17 protein-coding genes are annotated in these 20,682 nt (G+C 69.6%); 9 read left to right on the top strand and 8 right to left on the bottom strand.

All coding sequences use genetic code 11. From position 1 onward, the window contains the following. Positions 1 to 65: 65 nt before the first annotated feature. Complete coding sequence (locus tag AC5L36_RS00085) at positions 66 to 1,049, bottom strand: TerC family protein (protein WP_441216277.1); 984 nt, start codon at positions 1,047 to 1,049, stop codon at positions 66 to 68. Positions 1,050 to 1,229: 180 nt separating this feature from the next. After that, positions 1,230 to 2,240: a coiled-coil domain-containing protein gene (locus tag AC5L36_RS00080; RefSeq protein WP_441216279.1), complete on the bottom strand. Its 1,011-nt coding sequence runs from the start codon at positions 2,238 to 2,240 to the stop codon at positions 1,230 to 1,232. 308 nt (positions 2,241 to 2,548) lie between these two features. Between AC5L36_RS00080 and katG the strand changes: the two genes are divergently transcribed. Next, a complete protein-coding gene (gene katG / locus AC5L36_RS00075; protein ID WP_441216281.1) occupies positions 2,549 to 4,723 on the top strand; it encodes a catalase/peroxidase HPI in 2,175 nt (724 codons plus the stop codon). Positions 4,724 to 4,798: 75 nt separating this feature from the next. Beyond that, positions 4,799 to 7,582, top strand: coding sequence for an AfsR/SARP family transcriptional regulator (locus AC5L36_RS00070; RefSeq protein WP_441216283.1), 2,784 nt, complete (start codon positions 4,799 to 4,801; stop codon positions 7,580 to 7,582). A gap of 7 nt (positions 7,583 to 7,589) precedes the next feature. Here the strand turns inward: AC5L36_RS00070 and AC5L36_RS00065 are convergent, their stop codons facing one another. Continuing rightward, positions 7,590 to 9,446: a Xaa-Pro dipeptidyl-peptidase gene (locus AC5L36_RS00065; protein WP_441216284.1), complete on the bottom strand. Its 1,857-nt coding sequence runs from the start codon at positions 9,444 to 9,446 to the stop codon at positions 7,590 to 7,592. Between the two features lie 172 nt (positions 9,447 to 9,618). Between AC5L36_RS00065 and AC5L36_RS00060 the strand changes: the two genes are divergently transcribed. After that, positions 9,619 to 11,952 (top strand): PKD domain-containing protein, encoded by a 2,334-nt coding sequence (locus AC5L36_RS00060; protein WP_441216285.1) that lies wholly within the window; start codon positions 9,619 to 9,621, stop codon positions 11,950 to 11,952. Here the strand turns inward: AC5L36_RS00060 and AC5L36_RS00055 are convergent. Next, entirely contained in the window at positions 11,949 to 12,455 is a 507-nt protein-coding gene (locus AC5L36_RS00055; protein ID WP_441216287.1) for a GNAT family N-acetyltransferase, read from the bottom strand. The genes AC5L36_RS00060 and AC5L36_RS00055 overlap by 4 nt on opposite strands. A gap of 28 nt (positions 12,456 to 12,483) precedes the next feature. Here AC5L36_RS00055 and AC5L36_RS00050 point away from each other — a divergent pair, with 28 nt between their 5' ends. The 4 genes from AC5L36_RS00050 (at position 12,484) to AC5L36_RS00035 (ending at position 15,837) form a co-directional block, all read left to right on the top strand. Then, a complete protein-coding gene (locus AC5L36_RS00050) occupies positions 12,484 to 12,618 on the top strand; it encodes a hypothetical protein (protein WP_441216289.1) in 135 nt (44 codons plus the stop codon). Positions 12,619 to 13,136: 518 nt separating this feature from the next. Continuing rightward, on the top strand, positions 13,137 to 14,231 hold the full coding sequence (locus AC5L36_RS00045; RefSeq protein ID WP_441216290.1) for a helix-turn-helix domain-containing protein: 1,095 nt from the start codon (positions 13,137 to 13,139) through the stop codon (positions 14,229 to 14,231). Then, positions 14,228 to 15,358: a hypothetical protein gene (locus tag AC5L36_RS00040; RefSeq protein WP_441216292.1), complete on the top strand. Its 1,131-nt coding sequence runs from the start codon at positions 14,228 to 14,230 to the stop codon at positions 15,356 to 15,358. The genes AC5L36_RS00045 and AC5L36_RS00040 overlap by 4 nt, the downstream gene beginning before the upstream one ends. A gap of 44 nt (positions 15,359 to 15,402) precedes the next feature. After that, complete coding sequence (locus AC5L36_RS00035; RefSeq protein WP_494907115.1) at positions 15,403 to 15,837, top strand: DUF6582 domain-containing protein; 435 nt, start codon at positions 15,403 to 15,405, stop codon at positions 15,835 to 15,837. A gap of 9 nt (positions 15,838 to 15,846) precedes the next feature. On the opposite strand, the gene AC5L36_RS00030 is transcribed toward AC5L36_RS00035, so the two are convergent. Both AC5L36_RS00030 and AC5L36_RS00025 read right to left on the bottom strand, forming a co-directional pair. Next, on the bottom strand, positions 15,847 to 16,482 hold the full coding sequence (locus AC5L36_RS00030; RefSeq protein ID WP_441216294.1) for a transcriptional regulator: 636 nt from the start codon (positions 16,480 to 16,482) through the stop codon (positions 15,847 to 15,849). Continuing rightward, positions 16,479 to 16,856 carry a DNA-binding protein gene (locus AC5L36_RS00025; RefSeq protein ID WP_441216295.1) on the bottom strand — a complete coding sequence of 126 codons (378 nt, stop codon included), beginning with the start codon at positions 16,854 to 16,856 and terminating at the stop codon, positions 16,479 to 16,481. The genes AC5L36_RS00030 and AC5L36_RS00025 overlap by 4 nt, the downstream gene beginning before the upstream one ends. Positions 16,857 to 16,914: 58 nt before the next feature. On the opposite strand from AC5L36_RS00025, the gene AC5L36_RS00020 reads away from it, so the two are divergent. After that, complete coding sequence (locus tag AC5L36_RS00020) at positions 16,915 to 18,093, top strand: PEP/pyruvate-binding domain-containing protein (protein ID WP_441216297.1); 1,179 nt, start codon at positions 16,915 to 16,917, stop codon at positions 18,091 to 18,093. A gap of 11 nt (positions 18,094 to 18,104) precedes the next feature. Further along, positions 18,105 to 18,713, top strand: a complete 609-nt coding sequence (locus tag AC5L36_RS00015) for a histidine phosphatase family protein (RefSeq protein WP_441216299.1) — start codon at positions 18,105 to 18,107, stop codon at positions 18,711 to 18,713. On the opposite strand, the gene AC5L36_RS00010 is transcribed toward AC5L36_RS00015, so the two are convergent. Then, positions 18,703 to 19,140, bottom strand: coding sequence for an SRPBCC family protein (locus AC5L36_RS00010; RefSeq protein ID WP_494907112.1), 438 nt, complete (start codon positions 19,138 to 19,140; stop codon positions 18,703 to 18,705). The two genes, AC5L36_RS00015 and AC5L36_RS00010, sit on opposite strands and share 11 nt — an antisense overlap. A 91-nt stretch (positions 19,141 to 19,231) precedes the next feature. After that, a complete protein-coding gene (locus tag AC5L36_RS00005) occupies positions 19,232 to 20,557 on the bottom strand; it encodes an outer membrane protein assembly factor BamB family protein (protein WP_441216302.1) in 1,326 nt (441 codons plus the stop codon). Between the last annotated feature and the right edge of the window lie 125 nt (positions 20,558 to 20,682).

The raw sequence follows: 20,682 nt of genomic DNA, 5'->3' as shown, positions 1-20,682 counted from the left end.
GGCGAAAATGCGCCCCCATGGGGGCCAAAACTCGCCACGGACCTCAACGGATCGCCGTTCGCAGGTCAGTGGGGCGACTGGGAGGCTGGGGCAAGGCTGTCGCGGCGGTTGGCGGCCATGCTCGTCACGGTTACTGTCGCGAGGGTGACGAGGATGACACCCAGCGACAGCGGGGTCGGCACCTCGGGCACCTGGTCCCAGACGCCGTGCGCCCAGTGCAGCACCAGCTTGACCCCGATGAATGCGAGGATCAGGCCGAGGCCGTAGTTGAGGTGACGCAGCCGCGCGAGGACGTTGCGCAGCACGAAGTACAGGGCGCGGAGGCCGAGCAGCGCGAACGCGTTGGTGACGAACACCAGGTACGGGTCCTCGGTCACGCCGTACACGGCGGGGACGGAGTCGACCGCGAAGACCACGTCGGTCATGAACACCGCGGCGACGACCAGCGCCATCGGCGTCAGCGCCCGGCGGCCGGCGACGCGGACGGTCAGCTTGGACCCGTGGTAGTCGGAGGTGACCGGCATCAGCCGGCGGAGCAGGCGCACCGCGCGCATCTTGTCGATGTCGATCTCGTGGTCGGCGCCCCGGACCGCGTCGCGGATCACCTTCACCGCCGTCACGAGCAGCACCGCACCGAAGAGCAGGAACGCCCACGCCCCGCTGGCGATCACCGCGGCGCCGGCGGCGATGAAGATGCCGCGCAGCACGAGGGCGCCGACGATTCCGTACAGCAGGACCCGCTGGGCGAGCGCCGGCGGCACCGCGAACGACGCCAGCAGCAGCATGAACACGAACAGGTTGTCGACCGACAGCGACTTTTCCACCACGTATCCGGTGAAGAACTCGACGGCCGGTGTGCCGCCGTAGGCCCACCAGACCACCACACCGAAGACGGCCGGAAGTGCGAGATAGAACACTGTCCAGCCGACGGCCTCGCGCATCGGCACGTCGTGCGGGCGCCTCGTCACGGCGAAATCCAGCGCCAGCAGCACAACCAGGACCGCGATGGTCACCGCCCACAGCAGCGGCGACCCGATCGATTCCAGCACTCGCCAATCCCTCCCTCGGACACACGGCAACGTCCGAGGTCTCCCTCACCCGCCAGGCGCTGGCGGGTGCTCGCTCCGGGGGCGGTATTGCAAAGCCCGTACTGACCGGAACGATCTTGGCGAAGTACTCCCCTCCTGGTCAGGATATGGGCGGGACCTGAAAGCTCGCTGGGAATCGGCTCAGATGATCGACATATGGACGTGGTCCTTGTGGTCCTGCGGCCCGCTGTAGCTCTTCCAACCGGTGGCCGGGAACCAGATCTGTCGATACCAGATGACGTAGAGGACGCCGAGCCGGTCGGCGTTGCGCACAAGGAACGCGGTCAGGTTGTTGCCGTATAGCCGCATGTCGTCGTTGTGCGCGTTGGAGAAACCGCTGCCCTGAAGTGACCAGTCACACGCGCGGCCCTTGGGATGCTCGAACGGTCCACCCGGCCGGTAGCACCCGACGAACCGGCGGAAGCCCGCCTTACGGACCTCCGTATACGCGTTGAGTGTGCGTGGCGTGATGCAGCCCGAGGTGGTCGGGTCGTTGACGCTGCACGACTCGTCCGGCCACGAGCCGTCCGAGGCGCGCGGCGCGGCCTTGGCCACCGGTGAGGTGGCGGAGACGAAACCGCCGGTCAGCTTGGTGCCGCCGACTAGGGCGAGGGCCTTTTCCGCCTCGGTCTTCTGCCGCGCGATGACCGCCAGCTGGCGCTGCTCCTCGGCGACCTCGGCGTCGAGCGCCTTCTTGGCCTGTGCTGCCTTGTCGCGTGCGGCGTTGAGGTCGGCGAGCTTTCGGTCGTTGACCATGTTGATCTCGGTGAGCATGGATGCCCGCTCGACGAACTGGTCGCGGGAGCTGGTGTCGAGCAGCGCCGACACCGCGGTGAGCTTGCCTGTGCGGTAGGAGGTGGCGGCCATCTCGCCGATCTGCGGCGCGAGTTCGTTCAACCGCTCGTTGGCCTTGCGTAGCTCCAGGCTGAGCTGGAGCTGCTTGGCCCGCGACTTGTTGAGCGCGGCCTTGGCCTGCGCGTGCCGCTTGCCGGTGGCGGTCAGGACGTCGCCGAGGAGCGCTGGTCCGCTCTCGTTCGGCACGGCCGGGTCGCCCGGCTTGGCCAGCGCACCGGTCGGCGCGGTGAGGAACAAGGTCGCGGCGGCGATCGCCACTAGTGCGAGGGTGCACCACCGTCGGACAGGCGCCGTCATACCTTCCCTTCCCTGCGTGCTGCGTGTGACCGGCGGCCAGCTTACCCAACGGCACTGGTAGCCAGGCGCACAAAGAATCCGTTACACCACAACGACTTTCAGTGACCGTCTCGATGCTTTCAGACATCGATGAAGCACCACGTGCATAGCCGCGAAAGCGGATCAACGCTGTGAGCAGGATCACGTGCGACTGAATCGGTTCGTCGGACCTTGGCGGGAGAAGGGCAACCAATATTCTTGACTGAGTCCAGAAAAGTGATCGACAATCTCACGCGACCGGCACCCTTTCTAGCGCAAGGAGAGCACACGTGGGAACTGAGCACGACGGCCTCATCTCCGGTGAAGCGCCGGTCCGCCCGCCGAAAGCCCGGTCCAACCGGGACTGGTGGCCCAACCAGCTGGACGTGGGCGTCCTCCACCAGAACCCGCCATCGGGCGACCCCATGAGCCAGGGGTTCGACTACGCCGCCGAGTTCAAGAGCCTCGATCTCGACGCGCTGAAGGCGGACATCCACGCGGTGATGACCACCTCGCAGGACTGGTGGCCGGCCGACTTCGGGCACTACGGGCCGCTCTTCATCCGGATGGCCTGGCACAGCGCGGGCACCTACCGCACCAGCGACGGTCGTGGCGGCGGGGGCTCCGGCGACCAGCGCTTCGCACCGCTGAACAGCTGGCCGGACAACGCGAGCCTCGACAAGGCCCGGCGCCTGCTGTGGCCGGTGAAGAAGAAGTACGGCAAGAAGATCTCGTGGGCCGACCTGATGATCCTCGCCGGCAACGTGGCCCTGGAGTCGATGGGCTTCAGGACCTTCGGCTTCGCCGGCGGCCGCGCGGACGTCTGGGAGCCCGAGGAGATCAACTGGGGCACCGAGGACACGTGGCTCGGTGACAAGCGCTACAGCGGCGACCGCGAGCTGGCCAAGCCGTACGGCGCGGTGCAGATGGGCCTGATCTACGTCAACCCGGAAGGCCCCAACGGCAACCCGGACGCGCTCGCCGCGGCCCGCGACATCCGGGAGACGTTCGGCCGGATGGCCATGAACGACGAAGAGACCGTCGCGCTCATCGCCGGCGGGCACACGTTCGGCAAGGCGCACGGTGCCGCCAACCCCGACCGCAACGTCGGTCCGGAGCCCGAGGCCGCCCCGATCCAGGAGATGGGCCTCGGCTGGAAGAACGCGCACGGCTCCGGCAAGGGTGGCGACACCATCACCTCGGGCCTCGAGGGTGCGTGGACGCCGACGCCGACGGCGTGGGACAACAGCTTCTTCGAGACGCTGTTCAGCTTCGAGTGGCAGCAGACCACGAGCCCGGCCGGCGCGAAGCAGTGGGAGCCGACCGACCCGGCCGCGGGCGAGCTGGTGCCGGACGCCCACGATGCGTCGAAGCGCCACGCGCCGATGATGCTCACGACCGACCTCGCGCTCCGCGTCGACCCGATTTACGAGCCGATCGCGCGCCGCTTCTACGAAAACCCGCAGGAGTTCGCCGACGCGTTCGCCAAGGCGTGGTTCAAGCTCACCCACCGCGACATGGGACCGATCACGCGGTACCTGGGCCCGCTGGTGCCGGCCGAACCGCAGATCTGGCAGGACCCGGTGCCTCCGGTCACGCACGAGCTGATCGGTGCCGAGGACGTCGCCGCCCTCAAGGAGAAGGTCCTCGCCTCCGGGCTGTCCGTCTCCGAGCTCGTCGCGACCGCCTGGGCGTCGGCTTCGACGTTCCGGGGCACCGACAAGCGCGGTGGTGCCAACGGTGCGCGCATCCGGCTCGCTCCGCAGAACGCGTGGGAGGTCAACGACCCGGCGCAGCTGCGGCGGGTGCTCGGTGTCCTGGAGGGCATCCAGCGGGAGTTCGACGGCACGGTCTCGCTCGCCGACCTCATCGTGCTGGCCGGCAACGCGGCCGTCGAGAAGGCCGCGAAGGCCGCCGGGTACGACGTCGTGGTTCCCTTCACGCCGGGTCGCACCGACGCGTCGCAGGAGCAGACCGACGTCGAGTCCTTCGCCGTCCTGGAGCCGACCGCCGACGGCTTCCGCAACTACCTCGCCAAGGGGCAGGTGAAGCCGACCGAGCAGCTGCTCGTCGACCGGGCGCAGCTGCTCACGCTCAGCGCCCCCGAGATGACCGTGCTCGTGGGCGGCCTGCGCGTGCTGAACGCCAACTTCCAGCAGTCGCAGGACGGTGTGCTGACGCAGCGGCCGGAGGCGTTGACCACCGACTTCTTCGTCAACCTGCTCGACTTCGGCACCACGTGGGAAGCGACCTCGGACGCGGAGGAGACGTTCGAGGGCCGCGACACCGCGACGGGCGAGGTCAAGTGGACCGCCACCCGGGCCGACCTGATCTTCGGCTCGAACTCCATCCTGCGCGCGCTGGCCGAGGTCTACGCCAGCGACGACGCGCAGGAGAAGTTCGTGCACGACTTCGTCGCCGCGTGGAACAAGGTGATGATGCTCGACCGGTTCGACGTCAAGTAATCCCAACCGATCCGCGGAGGCGCCGTGCGATCTGGCACGGCGCCTCGCCGTTTCTGGAACGCGTACCATCGGCGGGTGAGCGGGGATTCAAACCTGACGATCCGGTTGCTGGGGCCGCTCGACGTTTCGATGGGCGGGCACACCGTCCCCCTGACATCGGCGCGGCTTCGCACGCTGCTCGCGGTGCTGGCCCTCGCCCCGGGCCGGCCGGTCTCGGTCGATCGGTTGGCCACCGCGATCTGGGACGAAGACCTGCCGGCCAACGCGCGCCGCGCGGTCCAGCTCTACGTCACCCGGCTGCGGGGCGCGCTCGGCGCCGACCGGATCCGCACCGAACCAGCCGGGTACGCGCTGATGATCGAGCCCGAGCAGGTCGACGCCGTCCGATTTGGACAGTTGCTCGACGCCGCGGCCACCGTGCCTGACACCACAGTGGAGCGTGCGCGGCTCGGCGAGGCGCTGGCCCTGTGGCGCGGGGCGCCGTTCGAGGGCGCACGCTCGGCGTGGCTGGAGTCGGTCGACGCGCCAGGCCTCGTCGAGCGCCACCTGACCGCCGTGGAACGCCGCGCCGAGCTGGAGTTGGCGCAGGGCCGCCACGAAGAGCTCATCCCGCAGCTGAGCCGTTTGACCGCGCAGCACCCGACGCGGGAGAGGCTGTGTGCCCTGCTGATGCAGGCCCTGTTTCGCGCCGGGCGGCGGTCCGACGCGCTCAACGCCTACCAGCGGCTACGCCAGGTGCTCGACGACGAGCTGGGCCTCGAGCCCGAGCCGGCGCTCCGCGAGCTGCACCGGCGGATCCTCACCGAGGACAGCGCGCTCGCCGAGCCGGTCGACTCCCGGCTCGCGGACGGTCCGGTGCCGCGGCAGATGCCGCCAGGCGTCGCCGACTTCGCCGGACGGTCCGAGGCGCTGGACCGGCTCGACGCACTACTGCCGGACACGGGCACGCCGGAGCCGGCAGCGGTGGTGATCTCGGCGGTCATCGGCACCGCCGGCGTCGGCAAGACGGCCCTCGCGCTGCACTGGGCGCACCGGGTGGCCAACCGCTTCCCGGACGGCCAGCTGTATGTGAACCTCCGCGGCTTCGACCACTCCGGCCGGTTCATGGACGCGGGCGAGGCGGTCCGCGGGTTTCTCCATGCGCTCGGTGTGCCGCCGCAGCGCATCCCGCCGGGCCTGGAGGCGCAGGCCGCCATGTTCCGCAGCCTGGTGGCCGGCAAACGGATACTCATCCTGCTCGACAACGCGCGCGACGCGGAGCAGGTCCGCCCGCTGCTGCCCGGCGCGCCTGGCAGCCTCGTGGTGGTGACGAGCCGCAGCCAGCTCTCCGGTCTCGTCGCCGCGAAGGCCGCCGTTCCGGTCACCATCGACCTGCTCACGTACACCGAGGCGCGGCAGCTGCTGTCGACCCGGCTCGGCGCCGGCCGGGTCGCCGCCGAGCCGGAGGCGGTCGACGACATCGTCAACCGCTGCGCGCAGCTGCCGCTCGCGCTGGCTATCGTCGCCGCCCGCGCGGCCACCTATCCGGAGTTTCCGCTCAGCGCGCTCGCCGCCGAGCTGCGCGAGCCCGCCGGCCGGCTCGACGCCCTGGCGAACGTCCGAGAGGTCTTCTCCTGGTCGTACCGCACGCTCTCGCCGCAGGCAGCCCGCCTGTTTCGGCTCCTCGGGCTGCATCCCGGCCCGGACACCTCCGCCGCGGGGGCGGCCAGCCTGGCGGCGCTGCCCCCGCGGCTCACCCGCGGCCTGCTCGCCGAGCTGACCGGTGCGCACCTGCTCTTCGAGCACCACCCCGGCCGGTACACGTTTCACGACCTGCTCCGGGCGTACGCCGCCGACCTCGCCGCGGAGACCGACCCCGAGGCCGAGCGGCAGGCGGCGGTCCTCCGCGTGCTCGACCACTACCTCCACACCGCGTACACCGCGGCCCGGCTCCTGTACTCGGCCCGAGACCCCATCGACCTCGCACCGGCGCAGCCCGGCGTCGTGCCGGAGAGTCTCGACTCCGTCGAGCAGGCGATGGAATGGTTCGTCGCCGAGCACACTGTCCTGCTCGCGGCCGTCGACCGTGCCGTGGCCGCCGAGCTGGACACCCACACGTGGCAACTGGCCTGGACCCTGACCGACTTCCTCGACCGCAACGGGTACGGGCACGACTGGGCCGCCGTCGCCGGTGCCGCCGTGGCCGCCGCCGAGCGGTCGGCGTCAATCGGTGCCCAGGCCCGCGCACACCGCTTCTTCGCCCGAGCGCTTTACCAGCTGCGGCGCCTCGATGACACCAACCGGCACATGAGGCTCGCACTGGCACTGTGCGAGCGGGACGGCGACCCGGTCGGGCAGGCGCACACGCACCACGCCCTGGCGTCGCTCCTCGGGCGGCAGGGCGAACGCACCGCGGCGCTGGAGCATGTCAAGACGGCGCTGCGCCTCTACACCGAGGTGGGGCACCGGCACGGTCAGGCTGCCGCGCTCAACGCGATCGGCTGGTACCGGGCCCAGCTCGGGGAGCCACAGCAGGCGCTGGTCGACTGCCAGCGGTCTCTCGCGCTCCTTGAGGAGCTCGGCGACTACGCCGGCGCGGCGGACGTCTGGGACAGCATCGGCTTTGCCCAGCACCAGCTCGGCCGGTACGCCGAGGCCATCGCCTGCTTCGAGCGCTCCGCCCAGATGCACGAGGAAATCGGCGACCGCCGGTTCGCCGCGGAAAACCTCGTGCACAAGGGCGACGCGCATCACGCGGCCGGTGAACACGACGCCGCGCACGAGGCGTGGCGGCGCGCGCTCCCGATCCTCGAAGAGCTTGACCACCCCGACGCCCAGCTGGTCCGCGCCAACCTCAAGCTGCGCGCGGACCAGCCGTGACACCGGGTCAGAAGCCGAGCGCCCGCCGCCCGCCGACGACCGGGATGTGCAGCTCGCTGTCGTGCGGCGCGACCCGCAGGCGGGTGCCGCCGAGCGGGAGCAGCGTGTACTCCTGGTCGGTGGAGAAGACCACGACCCCGATCCGGTGGCCGGCTGGGAAGACGTAGTCCTTGGGCTGCATGGTCCAGCGGTAGTCGTACAGCTTGCCGGTGCGGACCGGCTCGCTGCGGTTGGCGGCCTTGCGGTTTTGCGGGTCCATCCAGCCGCGCGTGACCACGAACGGCGCGGCGGTCGAGCCGGCCGGACCGTAGTCGACGAGGTACGCGGTCAGGTTGGCGTCCGGCTTGTTGTCGATCGCCATCCGCAGCCGCATCTCCGGACGCCCGGAGAGCCGCACGTCGCGGGTGAGTACAGGTGAGGTGTACGCGAGGCGGTTGGGGCTCGCCGCGTCCGGGTTGGCGACCAGGGCGTCCGGGTGGATGGTGCGACCCTCGTCCACAAAGGACTGCTCGACGTCACCGCGGGTCCTGCCGGTGGTCAGCGAGCCGGGCGCGGCAAGGCGCACCGCCACGTCGCGGGCGCCGGGGTCGGGCCAGTTGCGGTACGTGGTGTACGCGAGGTTTTCCCGCTGTACGACAGCCGTCGGCTCGCTCATGATGCCGTTGCGGACACCCCAGAGCCAGTAGTCGAACCACCGGTTTTCGGTCTGCTTGTACGTCCAGGCCTTGCCGTTCGGCAGCGTGACGGGCACTCCGCTGGGGCTGCTGTGCCCGCCCTGGTGCAGCCAGATCTTGCGCGGCACGTGCCACTTGGTGAGCTGGTCCCACCAGCCGCCGAAGTGCTCGGTCTTGACGTTCCAGTCGTTGAGCCCGTGCACCACGAACACGCTGGCCTTGACCCGGCGCGCGTCGAGGTAGTCGCGCTCGGCCCAGAACCGCGAGTAGTCGCCGGTGACCCGGTCCTGCTTGGTCGTGATGGTGGCCATCTCGTCGGCGCAGTCTCCTTCGGAGCGGGCCTGCCCGGCGGTGAACTTGGCCAGCACGTCGAGGTCTTCGCCCTGGAAGGTGCCGGGCGCGACGACGAGCCCGTTGGCCCGGTAGTAGTCGTACCAGCTGCTGATCGCGGCCACCGGGACGATCGTCTTGAGGCCCTCGACGCCGGTCGTGGCGACCTGGTTCGGCAGGGTGCCCGCGTACGAGCCGCCGGTCATGCCGACCGCGCCGGTGGTCCACGTCGCCCTGGCCGGGGCGCCGTTGGCGTCCCATCCCCTGACGCGCCCGTTGAGCCAGTCGATGACGGCCTTGGTGCCCAGGGTCTCGGCCGAGTCTCCGCTGGTCGAGCAGCCGTCGGAGTCGGCGGTGCCGACGCTCTGGCCGAGCACGACCGCGTATCCGCGCGGCACGTAGTAGTTGTCGAGCGAGCCGGGCAGGTCGGCCTTGGCCTGTGCGGCCTGGACGCCGGCGTCCGCCGACCGCGCCCCGGCGCGGTCGCCCAGACCGTTCTGGGGCAGCTCGTCGACCAGGACACTGTGATACGGCACGTCGCCCCAGACACCCTTGCGGTACGGGCTGTGCTCGAAAATCACCGGCACCTTGAAGCCGGCCGTGGCCGTCTCCCGGGGCCGGGAGATGTCGATCGCCACCCGGTCACGTTTGCCGTCGTGGTTGGTGTCGAGCGGAGTCTCCACGTAGACCCGCTCCTCGATCGCGTCGGCGAACGAGAAGACCGGCTGGGTCATCCCGTCCTCGACGACGATCTTCGGCGGCGAATCGGCCGGCGCGGCGGCCACGCTCGCCGGCGCGGCGAACACGAGTCCACTGGCGACGGCGGCGCTGGCGAGGAGCAGATGTCGAGCTTGCGGCATGAGAACCCCCGAAGTGTCCACTTTTGATGGAGGCCCAGAACATATCGACGGATGTACCGGGCGTCTACCTCTCGCCGGTGGCAGCGGGACTGTTTGCACGTTCGCGCAGTTGTGAACACCGGGATCCGTGTGGTGTTATCCGGTTCCCCTTCCTTGATCACACGAGGGCAGCATGCGCTTATCGCTTCGTGCCGGAATCACCGCGCTGGCCCTGACCGGCGGCACCCTCGTAGGTGCGGCGGCTCCCGCGGAGGCCGCCGTCACCACCCTGTACGTCCGCCAGGCGTCCTCCACATGTTCGGACAGCGGCGCGGGCACGTCACAGCAGCCGTTTTGCACGATCGGCGCGGCAGCCGCGGTCGTCGCCGCCGGGCAGACCGTCGACATCGGCGCCGGCCGGTACGCCGAGCGGGTCACGGTCGCCACCTCCGGAGCACCGGGGGAGCCGATCACCTTCCAGGCTCAGCTGTTTGCCGGCGTCCACATGTCCGGGCCGACGGCCGGGTTCGTCATCGACGGCCAGCACGACCTCAGGATCCGAAATATCGAGACGTACGGCACCAGGGACGTCCCGGTGCTGGACATCCGCGATTCGTCGGCCATCACGGTCGAGGGCGGCAACCTCACCGTGGACGACGCGACGACCGTGCCGCCCGTGCGGCTCGCCGGCGTGACCAACTCACGGCTGAGGAACATCACCGTCAACGGCCGCATGGCCGGCGGTGGTGTGAGCCTCGACGCCGCCACCTCCGGGGTGACGGTCGACCACCTCGAACTCTCTCAGCCCGGGTCGGGGCCGATCACCGGGGCCGTGGGGATCGACGTCGCCGGTCCGGCCAACACGATCGTCAACAACTTCGTCATCGGCTTCACCGGCGCCGCGATCGCGATCGAGTCCGGGGCCGTCGACACCGTCGTGGCCAACAACCTGGTGCAGTTCGGCAGCACTTACGGCATCCACAACAGGGGCGCCACCGGCACCGCGATCACCAACAACTCGGTCACGGCCTACTGCCGCGGCGGGATCCGGGTCGACGGCGCCTCGTCCGGCGTATCGGTGCAGAACAACGTGCTCCAGCTCAACTTCAACTACGGCCAGTCCCAGTGCGCGGGCGTGCCCACCGACGGCTTCGAGATCGGGGTATTCGACGGCGCCGTCGGGCGCACCACGGTCGACTACAACAACGCCAACCACGGCGACAGCGAGGCGAAGTCGCCGAGGATCTACGCGTGGAACGGCACCCGGATGAGCATGGCCGCCTTCCGCACCGCCTCCGGGCAGGCCGCGCACGACAAAGAGACCATGGGCCAGACCCGCGACAACACCGACTCGGCCAACTCGGCGGCGCCCGGATACCGGGCGACCGACATGGCCGGCCGGGCCCGGATCGACGACCCGGCGATGCCGAACGTGGGGACCGGCCCGGTGGCGTATGCCGACCGCGGCGCCGTCGAGAACATCCGCGTCCCGGTGGTCTGGTCCGACACCACCTTGAACGTCGCCACGCGCACGGTGACCGTCGACGCCTCCGCGACCCAGCCGGGCATCGCGCCGATCGCCTCGTACGAGTTCAGGCTTGGTGACGGCTCGGTCGTCACGCAGACCTCGCCGGTCATCACACACACCTATGCCCAGACGGGCCGCTACTCGATCGTCATAAAGGTGACCGACACCGACGGCCGGTCCGGCCAGATGGACACCTCGATCAGCATGCTGCCGGTCATCGGCAGCTTCGGCCTGCTGTCGCTCTACAACCACAAGTACGTCGCCACGAACACCGAGTATCCGACCCTCGAACCGAGCCAGGCGGGTGTGACGGCGGCCGGCCACTTCGACCTCGTGGACGCGGGCCAGGCGGACGTGGCCCTCTTCGCTCGGTCGCTCGGACGCTACGTCACGACTGGCCTGACCGACACCGACCCGCTCGGGATCACCCAGGTGGCGATCGGAGAGCGGGAGCGGTTCGCCCTGATCCGCAACGCGGACGGCAGCATCAGCCTGCGGTCGAAGTACAACGGCCGGTACGTGAGCCTCCAACCGGCGTTCACCCCGTTCCTGATAGCCAGCCGCACCGCGATCGGCACGTGGGAGAAGTTTCACCAGGTGCGGCTCACGGATGCCGCGCGCACGCTGAAGGCCCACGCGAACGGCAACTTCGTATCGGCCGAGAGTGCCGGCACCAAGCCGCTGATCGCGAGCCGGCCGGCCGCCAACACCTGGGAGCGGTTCGACATCGTCGACCTCGGCAACGGCCAGATCGCCCTCTTCGCCCGCGCCAACAACCGATTCGTATCCGCGGAGAGCGCCGGAACGCAGCCGCTGCTCGCCGGGCGGGTGGCCGTCGGTGGGTGGGAACGGTTCACGATGGTCCAAAACAGCGACGGCTCGGTGAGCCTCAAGGCGGTGGTCAACGACCGCTACGTCGCGGCGGAGGGCGCGGGCACAAAGCCGCTGCTCGCCGGCCGCACGGCGATCGGCACCTGGGAGAGGTTCACGCTCGGCTAGGCGGAGAGCGGCCGGACGAAGATCAGGCATCGGTCCGGTGTGGTGACCAGCCGGCCGTCGTCGTCGTAGTGCTCGCGGACTGTTGTGATCTCGCCGTGGGCCCACTGCTCGAAACCCAGCGACCGGTAGAGCTGGACGGCGGGTTCGTTCTGCCGGTCGACGCCCGAGGCCACCGCGTGGTGGCCGCGGCCGATCAGCAACTCCTCAGCCGCTCGCACCAGCGCGGTCGCCACCCCGCGCCGGCGCATCTCGGTGCGCACCTGAAGCCGGTAGAGCAGCGGAACGCCGGGCAGGTGCAGTCGGATTTCCGGCTCGTCCGCCGGCTCCCAGGAGACGAGGATCGCGCCGGCGAGTTCGTCTTTTCGCCAGGCGGACAGCACTACACCGCGCCGAGCGAGCCGGGCCCGGTAGAAGTGCGCATGCGTCATACCGAGGACCTGTCCGAGCTCAGGCAGGTCCTCGGAGTCGACGTAGCGGATGTCAAGGTCCTCGTCATCACTCACGACCTAATGATTCCTCTCGATGGATTAGGTGGCCGAGACGATCAAGACGATGACCAACAGCAGGCACGCCATCCACACCAGCATCACCAAAGCTATCGCCAGTGCGACGACGGTCAGGGCGGCCGCGTCCGAACCGGTGGTCGGACGCGGTTGCGGACGCTGATGGGGGGCACTTGCGTCAAAAAGGTGACCCAACAAAGGGTTGAATGGGGCTAGGCTTGGCATGGCGAGTTCCTCGGCATCCTGAGCAGGGGCCTTGCCGTTCCGGACACCCCTGGCCGCGATCCGGGGGTGTCTTTCGTCGCGTGATCCGTCCCCGTGGCGACCCCCGCGTGCTCCGCGGGAGTAGTCGATGATCGATGCGTGGCGGCGCTCTTGCCGCTGACGCGACGACGTTTCCGCGTAGTAAGAGGCTGAAGATCATGGTATGATCCCCCGGTACCTCAGCGGACTTTGGTGAAGTCCAGGAAACTTTGGATCTTCAGAGTAAACTTCAGTGAACCACTGAATCAAGCGTTACCTTACTTGTCGGCTGTCCCTTGAATCACCATATCGAGGAAAATGCGGTATTAGTCATGCCTCATGCGCTGCTAACCAAGTAGGAGTCGTAGGTCGGCGCTATTGACACGGTGGAGCAGGCTTCAGTAGCAGGCTGAACTTTACTGGAGGAGGTGGGCCCCGATGGCGACGAAAGCCGACAACGCTACTGCCCTCGCCCGGCGCCTCCGGAGACTGCGGACTGAAGAGTGGAGCCAAGCCGTCACTCAACCCGTCCTGGCCAAGGCGTTCGGAGTGAGCGTCCCGCTGATCTCTTCGTGGGAAAGCCTGAAGAAGCTGACGATTCCCCCACCGCAGCACTTGGAGCACTATGCCCTGTTCTTCTCGACGACGCGCTCGATGGACGGCGGCCGGCCACGGCTGATCGACATCGATGACCTGACAGAGTCGGAGCGCGCCCGTAGAGAAGAGCTGCTTCGCGAACTGACCGCGTTGCGAGCAAGCGCGACCGGCATCGTGAGTGACAACGGCCCGGGTGCCCAAACGGCCGCGCTCAACACTGGGCCGTGGCACTTCCCTGACGGGGCGCCGGTGACGATCATCTGTGCTTCCCTGCCGCCGGAGCTGCGAGCCGACGAGTCGTACACGAACCCGCACAGCCCGGATTACATCGAGCTGTACAACTACGCCGACCTCGACGCGCTCGTCGAGCTGTACGGGCATGTGCGGGCGGCGAATCCGCGTAGCCAGGTGACCTTCCATCTGGCCGAGCCGGACCATGTCATAGATCGCGACGATCTCACCAAGCACCTGGTGCTTCTGGGCGGCGTGGACTGGAATCCGTTGACGCGCGACATGGTGGAGCTTCTTGGTGTGCCCGTCACGCAAGTAGCCCGGGAGGGCGACCGTGACACGGGTGCCTTCGCGGTCGACGAGGACGGTCGGCGCCGCGTCTTCGAGCCGGTGTTCAAGAACAAGGGCGGCACGGTCCTCGTCGAGGATGTCGCACAGTTCGTCCGCGGACCCAACCCGCACAACCGGAAACTGACCGTCACGATCTGCAACGGCATGTACGGGCGCGGAACATACGCCGCGGTCCGCACCCTGACTGACGCTGTCTTCCGGGACCGCAACGCCGAGTTCATCCGTTCGCGGGTGCCAGACGGAGCCACGTACAGCATTCTGGCCCGTGCGAAGGTGACGGCGGGTACGGTGGTCACTCCAGATTGGACAGAGGCCGACACCCGGCTGCACGAGTGGGTAGGGATTGCCACATGACAACTGCCCTGGTCGACACAGACGCGAATCCGGCGTCTGGGCAGCCCAGCCACCACCCCTCTCACTCGTTGCTGCTCGACCCTGTCGTCTCAGCCGATTACGCCCATGTCGATGCCATCCTCGTCCCGACGGCACGCCCGTCGGCCTATCTCAGAGACGCGATGAGCCTGGCCATGGAGCTTGGCTGTCCGGTCGTCGCCCTGTGCAGCAAATGGGCCCACGCGGACAGGGCGTTTCGCGAGGCGCGTGGCATGAACGCGACTCTGATCGCGGCGGACGTGCCCGAGGCCTCGGGCCAGATACCGCTCAAGACGTCCGTGTTGCTGGCCGGCACGAAGTTCGCCCGGTCGACGGACGTGAGCCTCAAGCGCAACCTCGGCCTCGCCCTGGCCCGCATGGTCGGGTGGGACAACGTGGTGTTTCTCGACGACGACATCACGGACATCCGCCCGGATGACATGCGTTCGGCGGCCGCCCTGTTGTCGAGCTACAGCGCTGTCGGCCTGGAGAATGTCGGCTTCCCCGACAACTCCGTCGTCTGCCACGCGTACCGCGCCGTGGGCGAGTACCAGGACAGCTTCGTCGGCGGCGGGGCGATGGCGGTGCCGGGCCGATCCACCTCGTTCTTCCCCAACATCTACAACGAAGACTGGTTCTTCCTCCTCGACGACACCGGATTCGGCCGGGTAGCGGTCACCGGCAAGGTGGCGCAGAAGGAGTTCGACCCCTTCTCCGATCCGCGTCGCGCGCGGGCTGAGGAGCTGGGCGACTGCCTGGCAGAGGGCGTTTATGCCCTCCTCGACGACGGCAAGTCGCTGGCCGACGCCGACGAAGAGTTCTGGCGCGGCTTCCTCCACGACCGCTACCTGCTGATCCAGCGCGTCCTGGAGAAGGTGCCCGGGCTCGACATGCATCCGAAGGACAAGATCCGGATGGTCGAAGCGCTCAAAGCGGCCCAGGGCCGGCGGCAGCTCATCACCCCGGCCTTCTGCGTGGAGTACCTGGACGCCTGGCAGGCGGACCGTAAGACGTGGCGGGATTACGTGCTTCACCTCCCGACCGGGCTGACGCCGCGTAAGGCGCTGGAACACCTCGGCCTGTCCGCCCACATAGCGCTCACCAGATAGCGCCCGAGCGCATAGAACCCACCCGACCGGGGTAGGTCCCGCTTATGGCTGCGAAACGAGCAACACGCGAGCTAGACGCCGCCAAGCGCAACTCGATGTCAGACAGCGCCTACGCGTTTCCCCGGGTACGCAAGGAGCCACTCAACGACGCGTCCCATGTGCGCAACGCGATCGCCCGATTCGATCAGGTCCGGGACGTGACGGACGACGAGCGGCGCGAAGCGTTCCGGCGGATCCGCAAGGCGGCCGACAAGTTCGGCGTGGAGATGACCGCGAAGCGCTGGCAAGACCTGGGCAAGCCGACCGCGACGATGAAGTCGTCCGACAAGCCCCGCACCCCGACGAAGGCCGAACGCGCGGCGGCACGCCGCGGCGACCGTTCCCGGGACGAGCTCTACAGCGAGGCGCAGCGCCGTGGCGTCAAGGGCCGGTCGACCATGACCAAGGCCCAACTGCAACGCGCACTCGACCGCGCCTGAGGTCGGCGTTCAGGCTTCCGCCGTGCGATCGAGGCCGAGCGTCGCGATGAGGTCTTCGTGGAGCTCGAACCAGACGCGGTGGCAGGAGTCGACGTCGGTGCGGTCGACCCAGCCGCCTTCGCCCGCGAGCACGCGCTGTCGTGCCGCCGCGAATCGCCTGTGGTAGCCGCCCAGCCGGGCGAGGACGTGTCCGAGCCGGTCGGCGAGTGGGGCGAGGGCGGCGTCGATGGCGGCGAGCTCGTCGAGGACACCGGCGTCCCAGGCGGGATCGGTGTGGTCGTTGACGGCGAGCCGGTCGCCGGCGGTCGGCCGGAGCTGCCAGTCGGTGCAGGCGCGCTGTAGGCGGGCGTTCAGCGGGAGAAACTCGCGGTAGACCTCGCGAACCTCCTCCGCCGCCCCGGCGCGGGCCAGCTCGGCTGCCAGCTGGCGTTCGTTTTCCGCACGGCCGGACTCGGTCAGTGACCAGCCTCCAACATCGGCGAACGCGGCGTGGGTCACCCACCCGTGTGCCTCGGCGTCGAGCAGGATCTCGGTGGTCTCGGCGGCGTCGAGCCCGAACCGCCGGGCGATCACCGGAGTGTCGGCGAACCCCGTGATGCGGACCGCGTGCAGCACCAGCAGTTCAAGCGGCGACTCGTGAGTCACGAGTCAGCCTCCTGCCGTGCCGTCAGCCGGGTGTAGTGCTGCTGGCACGCCTGCGGGGAGTTGAACCCCATCGCCTCCGCCATCTGCGCCCAGGTGAGACCCGCACCGCGGGCCACGAACAGCAGGCCGGCCTCGATCCCTTCGATCTCGGCACGCGCCGCCGGCAGGAGAGCGAGCGCGCTCAGGATGTCTCCCGCGGCCAGGTCGGCGGCGCGCCAGAGCGCGAAGTGCGTCAGGTCGACCGCCGACGGCGGGACGGGGGCGGGTCGCCACGGGCGGGCGTCAAGCGCACTCGCGCCAAGGCCCAGTAGGCGCTTGGTCGCGTCCTGTTCGCGGCGTGCTTGAGCGTGATCGGCGTCTTCCTTGCCTGGCATGCCGCCGATCCTGCACAATCAACAAATTGTTGTCAACGCTTCGTTGAAGGGTGTCTGGATGATCGTGCCGCTCGCGGACGCGGATGTAGGGACCTGCGGGGGCAAGGCGGGTGTCCTCGGTGTGCTCCTTCGCACGGGCCTCCCGGTGCCCGACGGCTTCGTGATTCCCTTCAGCGCGTACCGCGACGCGTCACGGCGGGCGATCGAGGCCGGCCCACTCGACCCCGGCCTGCTCGAGGCCCTCGGTCGCGCGCTCGAAGCGCTCGGCGATCCGCCGGTCGCGGTGCGCTCGTCAGCTGTGGGCGAGGACACGGCCGCGGCGTCGGCGGCCGGCCAGCACGAGAGCACCCTCGCCGTGTACGGCATCGGTGCGGTCGTGCAGGCGGTGCGTGCCTGCTGGGCCTCGCTCCACTCGCACCGCGCCGTCGCGTACCGGGACGCGGTCGGCCACGACCGACCGGCCGGCGTTCTGGCGATGGCGGTCCTCGTCCAGTGCCACGTGGACGCAGATGTCTCCGGGGTCATGTTCACCCCCACGGGCCCGGGCGGCGTGACCCGGATCGAGGCGTCTTGGGGCCTCGGCCCCAGCGTCGTCGGCGGCACGGTCACTCCGGACGCCTACCGCGTGACGGAGGGCGGGTTGGTCACCCGCACCGTGGCTGACAAGAGGACCCGCCTTGACCGGCGCGGCACGGGCCTCGTCGCGCACGACGTGCCCACCGCCGCCCGGCGCCAGCCCTCGCTCGACGACGCGACTGCCGTGCGGCTCGCCCGGCTCGGGCAGCAGGTCGCCGCCGTGCTCGGTGGTGCGCAGGACATCGAGTGGGCGATCGCTGGCCGGACGATCTGGTTGCTTCAGGCCCGGCCGGTCACCGCCGCTCCGCCGCCACCACCGTCCGGCGCCTCGACGACCTCGGCCGCCACGCTGGCCGGGATCCCTGGCAGCCACGGGATCGCGACCGGCACGGCGCGGGTCGTCCGCGGTCCCGGCGAGTTCGCCCGCGTGCGCTCCGGTGACATCCTCGTCTGCCGCTACACCGACCCGGCCTGGACGCCCTTGCTGCGCCTCGCCGCGGGCGTCGTGACCGAAGTCGGTGGCGTGCTCTCCCACGCCGCGATCGTGGCCCGCGAGCGTCAAATCCCCGCCGTGCTCGGCATGGCGAACGCGACCACCACGCTCCACGACGGCGCCACCATCACCATCGACGGCACCACCGGCACCGTGACCATCTCCTGATGGGAGGCCTCATGGGAACTCGACACCTCTATCTCGCCCGCCACGGCTCGGCTGACGCGTTCGGTACGCTCACCGACACCGGGCGCCAGCAGGCGAACCTGCTGGGCGAACGCCTCGCCGGCATCCCCGTCGACGCCGTATGGCACTCGCCGCTGCCGCGCGCGGTCGCCACCGCGCACGAACTCGCCCGACATCTACCCCACGTGCCCGTGGCCGAGGCCGTCGAGCTCGTCGACCACGTGCCGTACGTGCCCAGCGTGGCCGAAAGGCACCCGGCCTGGACAGCCTTCTTCGACGGGTACGACGACGCCGAAGCCGCCTCGGGGCACCGGCTGGCACAAGCCCTCGTCGCCCGCTTCACGACGGCACTGGATCCGACCACGCACCCGGCGGACACCCACGAGGTGCTGATAACCCACGCGTACCAGGTCGCCTGGCTGGTGCGTCACGCGCTGGAGGCGCCGCCATCCCGGTGGCTCGGCCTCAACAGCGCCAACACGGGCCTGACCGTCATCGAGTGCCGCGCCGGCCTGCCACCCGCGGTCATCATGTTCAACGACATGAGCCACCTCCCGGCCGACCTGCGCTGGACCGGGTTTCCGGACGCCGTCAGGCCATGACCTGCCCGCCTACGCGCCGCCGTACCGCTATGTCGTTCAAACGGCTGAGCATCTCGGTGCTGCGCGGACCGAGCAGGACCGACTGCACCAGGTGCGGCACAAACCGGCCGACGCCGGCGATCAGGTCGTACGTCAACGTCACTCGGGTCGCCCCGTTGACCGGTTCGAGATCCAATCGGACCATCGCCTCCCCGAGTGGCCAAGCCCTGGCGTGCAGCTCGAGCATCCGTCCTGGGACGACCGCGTGTACCCAGGTCGTGTCTTTGACGTGCAGCGGCCACGGTCCGACCTGATGGTGTATCCGGGTCCCCGCGGCGGGCCAGCCGTCGTCGACATCGCGGATGTGCGACGCACCGACGACCCAGCTGGCGTAGGTCCAACCGTCAGCCAGCACAGCGAACACACGCTCCGGCGATGTGCCGAACATCCTCGATTTCCGCGGCATCGCCTTCCCCTCTCGAAGCCGTTTCCGCTCGTTTCCCGTCCCTTACCGGATTAAGCGCAGGCGTACGGCGGGATTAGCGCCACACGCCGATCGTGGCGTCGAGGCGGCGGCAGATGACCGCACCGGCTTGTACCTCGCAGTCGCGGGTGACGCCCCCGACCAGGCCGAAGAAGCGCGCCCTGCCGCTGGCCGGGTCGAGGTGGGCCAGCCAGGCGCGCGAGGTGGCCAGGTCGGTGCGCATCCCGATCAGCTTGCCATCGGCGCCGGGCGGGCTGATGAGGGTCCAGACGCCGAGGTGTTCCACCGTGCGGCCGGTCTCCGGATCGAGCACGGTCAGGTCGGTGAGGCCGTCCCGAGTGCGGACCGCCGCCACGAGGTGGCCGCCGGACCGGCCGGCATATGTCCGGGTCGGGTCTGACCACAGCGTCCGACCGGTCGCGGGGTCGAGCACGCGCACGCCGCCGAGTTGGGAGGTGACGCAAAGCGTGTCGCCGCAGTCCGGGACGTACTCCGTCGGCAGGTCGACCGCGGCCGTCCACCGCCGGTCGAGGCCGTTCAGGTCGTATGCGGTGACCATCGATTCCTGGCGCACCAGCATCAGGTCGCCGGTGAACTGCACGTAGGTCGCCGGCACCGACGGCGGGCGTGGCGGCAGGAGGTCGGCGGCCGACAGGATCCGCCCATCCTCGGCGTCGCGCACCTCGACCCGCCCCGCGGGCAGGAGCGTGACAACGTGGGTGAGTGCCTGGCCGGCGTACCGGTAGGAGAGCCATCCCCCGTTCGGCACCCGGTAGGACCAGCGGACCGCGCCGGTCACCGGGTCGACGGCCTCCAGAGTGTCCTGCCCGGTGCTGGCGGTGGGCGTGCCGTCCGGCGACGTCCAGAGCAGCACCTGACCACGCACCGGCGTCATACCCTCGAAAAGTGCCCGGCGGCGCCACGCGATCTGGCCCGTCGCCTCCCGGATGGAGACGGTCTCGACCTGTTGCGGAAGCTCGGGCTGGGTCCGGACGAGCAGCTGCCCGGCCGTGGCGCCGACCCCGCGCAGCGCGCCGGACAGCGGGAGCGGCGCCTGCCACAGCCGTTGGGCGTCCGGTAGGGCGTAGGCGGTGATGGTCCGCGGCCCGGCCCCCTCGGCCCGGTCGGAGGTGACCACGTAGAACTGCTCACCCGTCGCGAACGTCATATCGCCCAGCCGCGCCGGGATGGTGGCCTCGATCAGCGCCGCCGGCGTGGGCACAGCCGGCCCGAGCGCGGCGGCCAGCGCGACAAGCCCGGCGAGCGCCCAGGCCAACCGCCACCGGACCGGCATGCGCCGTGGCTCGGGCATGGACACCTCGGTCTCGTGCCGCATCTCGCCGAGGTCGATGACGCCGCCGGCCGCCACCGCCGCTACCACAGTCAGGCCTTCGCGATCTCCTGGTCCGGGACCAGTTTCCCGGCCTGGACCTTGAACGCCCAGACGATGACCTGGGTGGGGTCAAGCTCGCCGTTGCCCTCGAACTTGTACGTCACACCCGTTGC

This window comes from Phytohabitans sp. LZ39 (assembly GCF_059359075.1).
This window is presented reverse-complemented; position numbering and strand designations above follow the sequence as displayed.